General features: G+C 62.8%; 10 protein-coding genes and 2 pseudogenes. All 12 read right to left on the bottom strand.

Annotated features, from left to right (window positions below):
- Window positions 1-67 precede the first annotated feature (67 nt).
- Window positions 68-1084 carry an integrase gene (locus F7R02_RS23535; protein WP_235900982.1) on the bottom strand — a complete coding sequence of 339 codons (1017 nt, stop codon included), beginning with the start codon at window positions 1082-1084 and terminating at the stop codon, window positions 68-70.
- Window positions 1084-1308 (bottom strand): hypothetical protein, encoded by a 225-nt coding sequence (locus tag F7R02_RS23530; protein ID WP_016849275.1) that lies wholly within the window; start codon window positions 1306-1308, stop codon window positions 1084-1086. The genes F7R02_RS23535 and F7R02_RS23530 overlap by 1 nt, the downstream gene beginning before the upstream one ends.
- Complete coding sequence (locus F7R02_RS27055; RefSeq protein WP_042826460.1) at window positions 1305-1514, bottom strand: DUF7696 family protein; 210 nt, start codon at window positions 1512-1514, stop codon at window positions 1305-1307. The genes F7R02_RS23530 and F7R02_RS27055 overlap by 4 nt, the downstream gene beginning before the upstream one ends.
- A gap of 265 nt (window positions 1515-1779) precedes the next feature.
- On the bottom strand, window positions 1780-2004 hold the full coding sequence (locus F7R02_RS23515; protein ID WP_008572787.1) for a hypothetical protein: 225 nt from the start codon (window positions 2002-2004) through the stop codon (window positions 1780-1782).
- On the bottom strand, window positions 2001-2273 hold the full coding sequence (locus tag F7R02_RS23510) for a hypothetical protein (RefSeq protein ID WP_016851002.1): 273 nt from the start codon (window positions 2271-2273) through the stop codon (window positions 2001-2003). Before F7R02_RS23510 ends, F7R02_RS23515 begins: the two co-directional genes overlap by 4 nt.
- Window positions 2266-2448, bottom strand: coding sequence for a hypothetical protein (locus tag F7R02_RS27050; RefSeq protein ID WP_015472273.1), 183 nt, complete (start codon window positions 2446-2448; stop codon window positions 2266-2268). Before F7R02_RS27050 ends, F7R02_RS23510 begins: the two co-directional genes overlap by 8 nt.
- Window positions 2441-2866 (bottom strand): hypothetical protein, encoded by a 426-nt coding sequence (locus tag F7R02_RS23500; protein WP_167521099.1) that lies wholly within the window; start codon window positions 2864-2866, stop codon window positions 2441-2443. Before F7R02_RS23500 ends, F7R02_RS27050 begins: the two co-directional genes overlap by 8 nt.
- 78 nt (window positions 2867-2944) lie before the next feature.
- Window positions 2945-3217 carry a hypothetical protein gene (locus tag F7R02_RS23495; RefSeq protein WP_078589828.1) on the bottom strand — a complete coding sequence of 91 codons (273 nt, stop codon included), beginning with the start codon at window positions 3215-3217 and terminating at the stop codon, window positions 2945-2947.
- Window positions 3217-3504: a hypothetical protein gene (locus F7R02_RS23490; RefSeq protein ID WP_172397227.1), complete on the bottom strand. Its 288-nt coding sequence runs from the start codon at window positions 3502-3504 to the stop codon at window positions 3217-3219. Before F7R02_RS23490 ends, F7R02_RS23495 begins: the two co-directional genes overlap by 1 nt.
- Window positions 3482-3718, bottom strand: coding sequence for a hypothetical protein (locus tag F7R02_RS23485; protein WP_078589829.1), 237 nt, complete (start codon window positions 3716-3718; stop codon window positions 3482-3484). The genes F7R02_RS23490 and F7R02_RS23485 overlap by 23 nt, the downstream gene beginning before the upstream one ends.
- Before the next feature lie 323 nt (window positions 3719-4041).
- Window positions 4042-6414 (bottom strand): annotated as a pseudogene (locus F7R02_RS23480) (toprim domain-containing protein); the annotation flags it as partial.
- A 31-nt stretch (window positions 6415-6445) separates the two neighbouring features.
- Window positions 6446-6563, bottom strand: a pseudogene (locus F7R02_RS23475) (IS5/IS1182 family transposase); the annotation flags it as partial.

Here is a 6563-nt window from a genome sequence, read left to right as displayed (position 1 = left end):
GCGCCGGGTCTGCTTGCGCTTGCCCAGGCCCTCAGCGTCACCGAACGTCAGCTGCATAGATGATCCTCTACATGATGAGGCGGGTAGTGTCGCGTATCTGTGGTGCGTTGTTCAGAGCTTCCTTAGCCATGGGGCTACCAGTCTGTTCAACGAGTAGCCGCCGATCCTCAGCCTTGATAGGGACTGGAAAGCTTCGGCCTTTCTTAGTCCAGATCGCGGTACGCCGCGCTGCGAGGAAATCCCACGCTTCGATCATCTCAGGATCCCACTCGGTCAGCGTGTCGCGTGATCCTTTGCGCCGCTGAGCATGTATGCCTGTTGGCTGATTATGTGTGTCGTTAAGGGTGCACACCTCGATGCCGCGTAGGCGCGCGCTATACGCGAGCACCATGACTGGCGCCAGGTAGCTCGGGCAACTGCCCTTTGTGTGTGGTGGACGGGAGCCGCGTTCACGAGCGAAGGTCAACACCTTGTCGAATGCAGCCGGCGTTGGCATACGGTGCTTCTTTGCTTCGCGTGCTTGCCTCACACCGATGGCTGGATTTGATCTACATAGGCCAACACGCATGCCCCATGCGAGTGTGCGACGTAAGTAGCGGTGAAGGTGATTTGCTTTACTGGGCGTTGCAGGAAGCGCGGGTTGGTGACCGTTGGCAAGCCGTCCCATTGCGAAAACTTCCACGAGTCGCCGGATCACAGGCGTCGTGATGCGATCAACCTGGACCGAGCCCAGTTTCGATCCGTCCTTGCGCAGGTAGTCGGCAATGGAGTTGGCATAGCGCTTGTAGTCATCTTGCGTGTCGGTCGCTAGTTCCTTGAACTCCAACGACTCATGGAAGCGATCAAAGAGATAACGCAACGTGCCTCGCATGCCCTTGCCTGCCCGTTCCTCAATGATTCCGTACAATTCCGATAGACGAGCTCCAGCGTAGGCCACGGTTTGCTTTCGTCTGTTTCCACCTTCGGGATGCGGCTCGACGACGTACCACCGGCCATCCCCCCAATAAAGGCCGCGCGGGAGCGCGGCCTGATCAATGTGAGATGGTATGAGGGGATTGAATTTGCGCTTGCGGCCTCTTGCCATTACATCAGCTCCTGTTCTGTATCCATCTCGATGTCGTTGTGTTGCTGCAATCCCAGCGCGGCGTTGAGCGCGTCTAGCGTTGTCCAGATACCCCCTCGACCGTCGTATTTGTATCGGATGCCCTGATCATTGGCCCAACGCACGACGGTCGCTGTACGGGGGGAGGGTCCAATCGGTGCGCATAGCCGCCGCAGATCCTCAAACGTCAGTACCTCACCGCTCATGCATCTTGCTCCTTGGTCCACTCCCGCCTGTGCCGCCACTGCTCGCGCATTTCCTCCACGAGCAAGTCAGCAGCGGCATAGCCGCGCTGAGCAGCGATGCGGAGCCGTAGCTCTCGCACCTTGGCTGCATCCGTGTAGCCCTGCCGTAGCCAGTGACGCGCCTCGCAAGCCCTGCGAAACCCTTCCATATTTGCGCCATCGATCATCGCTGGTGTGTGCCGGTGAATCGCAGGCCGAGCTGCACAACGTTGTGGGCGCGGGGCCGCGGCTCACGAGGGGTGCGGATGCGATGAGCACGCCGCCATTCGGTCATAGCCAACTCGAAGCTGGGGTGCTTCTGCGTGCGCCCACACACGCACTCGATGAAATGCCCGCCGCCGGCCTCGGGGCGGCGGGCGTCGAGCATGTGACGAGCCAGGTGGCCGCTCGTGCACGGCGGCAGAGGACTGTCGTGGTCGACCTGACGTTGCGTCACGGTACCTCCAGGCGCAGCACGCGCTCGGCGTCCCGAAGATGTTGCGCGGTGTCGGAGTCGATCCGGTCCAACGCTTGGGCGATGGTGTAGCCCATTTCGGCCAGCCAGTCGTGGCGATTCAGCACCAGAGCGGCTGTGAGCGCCTCCCCGGTGGACAAGGGGCCAGGCTCTCCCAAACGCGCTGCGGCGCGCGCAATCTCGATCGTGCGCTGCAGGTTCATGGCTGCGTCCTCCACGCGTCGCCGAGCTGGGCACGTGCTTCCTCGACACGCATGAGGCGCAAGCCCCAGCGTACCGACCAGGTGCGGGCCTGCTGCTCGTTGCAGGTCAGGATCAGCTGCCCGGAAGACTCCAGGCGATCAGCGCGGAACGCGAACAACAGATCGTCCAGCTCGATGAACTCCTGCAGGCCGAGCTTTTGACACAGAGCCTCGGCGTTGAGCGATTTGCAGCTGCCCTGCGGGCCGAGAAGAATGACCGACTCAGCCATGAGCAGCCTCCCGCCGCACAGCCATGCGGGTGCGGCGGCGCAGGCGCTGCGGCACCTGTCCGACAGCCAGGCCGGTCTGAGTCAGGCGCGGACGGCGCGTCGTCCACAGCTTGTAGACCAGCGCGCCACCGGCCGCCGGCGCCAGGACCGCCACAAGCGCGAGTAACTCAACCATGCGCCACCTCCCGCGCGGCCTGCGCGACCGCAGCTGCAGCCGCCGCAGTCGGCCTGCGCGGCAGCATGTTGGCCAGGTCAAAGGGAAAGTCCAGGCCGTCCATGAACTCAGCCAACTCAGTGCTGATGCGGTCTTCTACCGTCGTCCACAGGCGGGGCCCGTCGATGAGTTTCCAGCCGGTGCCAGTGCCACGCCGCCGCTCCCACGTTTGATGAGCCTCGCGTAGCGGTCCCATGTTCAGGGTGGCGGTGACTACGACCGCACCATGCGTGACGTGCATGGTGATGGTCGCTGAGCAGTCGCCCATGCTGCGGTCGTAGGCGGCGACGGCCGGCGTGGTAGCCTCCGGGCCGGGTCCGGTGCTCAAAGCCAACGGACGTGCTGCCGTGGCTGGACGTGTTCCAGTGTGCTGTTGCATATCGACTCTCCTGAGTTGCGTTGGTGGAGGGCCCTGGGGCGGTGTTACAGCACCGCCCGCCGGCCCGCTGGTGCGGGGTTAGATCAGGTCGGCGCCAGATGGCGGAATGCTGGGGTCGGGCTCACGCAGACGTTGCGCGCTGCTGAGGACATCAAGCAGTTCGTGGCGGATGTACTCGGCCACTGCCGCCGGTCCGTCGTGATTGATGCCTGCCTCGATCGCGATATCGTTGGTCAGCGCTGCGAGCAATGTGGTCGCGTGGTAGGCGAGCCAAAGGCGGGACTGATCTTCTTCACTGATCGAGAAGTCAGCGTCCTCTGGCAGCTGTGGGTTCGGGTGAACGGCGTCCATCACGCCACCTCCGATGCAGGCATGCGCTCGATGACCCATTCCTGCAGCGCGGCGGCCTCGTCTTCCGGCATGACCACGTGCAACGAGCCAATGACCAGGCCAGTTCCGTCATTGACAAGAAACAACGCGCTCGGCTCGTCGATCGCGCTGCAGGCGAACATCACCGGTGGGCGATCATGCAGACCGTCGGCGTACAGTTCGGCCAGCACGTCGGTCTTCCGGATTTGCAGAAGCAGGTACACGCCGGGGGCCACGCGCAGCGTCTTATGCATGTCGCGCCGGCTCACTGGCGCACCTCGGCCAGATCGACATTGATGCCGGAATGGCGGCCTCAACGTCGGCCAAGGTCAGCGCCTCGGGCGCTTTGCCAGTGGCTTGCAGCTTCGCCTGCAGGGCGAGCCAGGCGGTGTGATTCCAGTCGAGGGTGTCGGCGATCAGGCCGAAGTAGTGGGCGATCTGACGCGCGGCATTGGCCGGCGCTTCTTGAGCGTCGTAGGACATGCAGGACTCCGTTTGTAATTTGGAGTCCGCCGCCCCGACGCCAATCGGGGTGGCGGACGGTGCGGGTTGGCGTACCGGACAAACGGAACCGGTGGGCCTCGCGGCCCCCACGCACCGCCCGCCATAGAACTGGCAGGCACGCGCCCGAGCAGAAGCCGGGCGAGAAAAAAGCGCCGGGCATCGTTCGATGGGCGCTGTTGCGCCGTTTGAAGTCGGGACGCCAATCCCGGCCGCCGATTTTGCGGCGACGCGGTAATAGTTGCTCCGCTCCCGGTCGGAAGTCAACGAAAATTTCTCAAAATTTCCCACATGTGCGAGCGTGCTCATTTGGCAAACACCCAGCACTTCACGGTGGTGCCGACGCCGGTCAGATCGTCCTTGAGGACGGCGCTATTGACGGCTACGTTCGCGCCGATGAACTTGTGCCGACGCGAATCTCCAAGCAGCGCACGCAGCACCTTGAGATCGGGCACGGACTGACTGAACTGCGCGGCTCGTGCCGCGAAGTGATTGAGGTTGATGGCGATGCGCTGCGTGTCGCGGCTGTGGTTGACGACGGCTTTACCGTGGCCGGTGGCTTCGAGGTATTCGTAGACCTCCCAGAACTCGTTGACCATCGCGTGGTCGGCGCTGATCGCCTTCTGTCGTTCCAGCGCCATGTCCAACAACGCCAGCCGGGTCTGCTCGACCATGTCGTCGGGGATGGTGATGACCAGGCGCAGGCAGTCGAATAGCGCCAGCATCTGGGCGTGGTTCTTGATGACGCGTTCCAGGCGCAGATCCTGCTGCGCGCGCAGCTTGGCCTCGAAGACCTTCACCCGTTCGGCGAACAGATCGAGGATGGCGCGTTCCTGACGAATGGCGCGCACAAGGAAGTGGCTGACTTCTTCGACCTGCAGCGCGTTGAGATTGTCGGCCGCGATACGGCTTTCGGTGGTGACCTGGGGACGTTTGAAGTGCAGCTTTACGATGCGCGTGAGGATCGCCTCGCTGGCGTCCACCGCAGCGTTCTGTGTGATGACGATCGTGCCGCGAAACGGCGGCTCGTAAGTCTCGTTGCCGCCGTTGCGCACGCCGCGTGTTGCTAGCGTGCCGCCGTCGAAGAAGTCCTTCAGCTCATCCCATTCGAACGTCTTTGAATGTGCCTTGTCTGGCTCGCTGCGATCGGCTTCCAGTAGGACCACGGGCATGCCAGACACCTGGCCCATGGCGCGTGCACGGCCGGCCTTGGACGACTTGGCCGGGTCGAAGCCCTCGTAGTCCGAGCGGCCTAGCAGCTTCCACAGGAACGTCAGCAGCGTGGTCTTGCCGGCGCCCGCTTCACCGGTGGCTTCGAGGAATGGGAAGCTCTTGTGCCCGGCGCGGATCTGCTCGGCGAACAACGAGCCAAACCAGAACGTCATGGCGACCATGCCGTGCGTGCCAAAGCACTGCCACAGCCACGGCAGCCAATCTACGCGGAACGCGTCGGCGTCGCGCTGGATCTCCAGACGGATGGACTTCTGCGTCGTCTTCAAGCGCAGCTTGTCGAACTCGAAGTAGTCCTCTTCGTTGGCCGTCACCAGCTCGCCGTCGCGCACGGCCATATCGCCGAGCAGGTAGGCACGGTGCTCCTTGCTGTAGCCCACGAAGTCGATGGCGTCCACCGTCTTGATCGCCTCGGTCTGCTCTTCGATCAGGCGGTCCAGCTGGTGGCCGGTACCGGTGAACATGGCACCGGCGGCCAGGGAGATCAGGCGCTTCTTGAACTCGGAGGCGCTCGCGACATGGCCACCTGTAAAGGTGCCCTTTACGCTGGGTCCGTCGTGCGGAAAATCGACACGGAAGTAGTACCAGCTTTCGTCGGTGACCTCTTGGCGCTGAAAATACAGGGCTTCCGGGTAGCAGTTGGCAATCTTCTGCACGGAACAGGCGGCGCGCTTGATCTTCTTCAGATCCTCGGCCGCAACCTCGTCGCCTTCGTCCGCATCGATGTCGCCCAGCTTCTCCTTGCGCAGCTTGTCGAAGCGTTGCGTATCGAAATCGAACCAGTACAGGCGAGAGCGGTAGTCCAACCAGAAGTCGTTGCGGCCGTCGTGTTCGAACATCAGCAGGCCTTTGTCCACAGCCGAGCGAGCCACAAGCAGGTCGCCCTGGTAGCGGGATTCGTTGACGTCGTTGTCCCATTGCTTGGGATCATCGGACGCGATAGCGCGCAGATGCAGGTCGTTCCAGTCGGTCTTCTTGCCGTCGTGCTGGACGATCTGCGCGGCCCGCGAGTCGAAGCCCAGCGCCGCTGCGCGCTTGATGTGCTTATGCGTGTACGCACGGGCGCCCGGCTCGTTGTCCAGCGCCCACACGAGCGTCGGGAGATGGGCCATGCGTGCCTTTGCCAGCTCGCGTAGCGATTCTTCCGGAAATGCGTTGGAGGACATGGCCGACACTGCGCACATGCCGTGCTGCAGGAGCGCGATCGCATCAAAGATGCCCTCAACGATCCACACCTCGCGCGCCGTCTGCATGGCTGTCAGCGCGGCAGGCGCCGCCCACCAAGCCCCCGCATAGCTCTGGCCTGGCGCAAAGCGCGCCTTCTGCTTGCCGAAGCGGTGCGGGCGATCGATCAGGCGCTCCCACCAGCCGCCTTTGACCAGCGGAAAACGAACCGTCGCGGTACCGGCGCTGATCTTGCGATCGTAATGGCTATCCTGGGTGTAAAGACTGATACGCCCAGGATTTCTTAGAACCTGTTCACGATCTTCTGAGTAATAGCGCCAAGAAGGCCAAATGGATGAACTGCAGGCTGGTGTTGAGTTTGCGCTCGCAGTTCTTCCATAGCCTTCGGTTCTTCTCCAGCCAAGCAAAACTA

The sequence above is a fragment of the Xanthomonas cissicola genome, from assembly GCF_008801575.1.
Lineage (GTDB): Bacteria > Pseudomonadota > Gammaproteobacteria > Xanthomonadales > Xanthomonadaceae > Xanthomonas > Xanthomonas cissicola.
The sequence above is the reverse complement of the archived record's forward strand: the minus strand, read 5'-3'. Positions and strand labels throughout refer to the sequence as shown.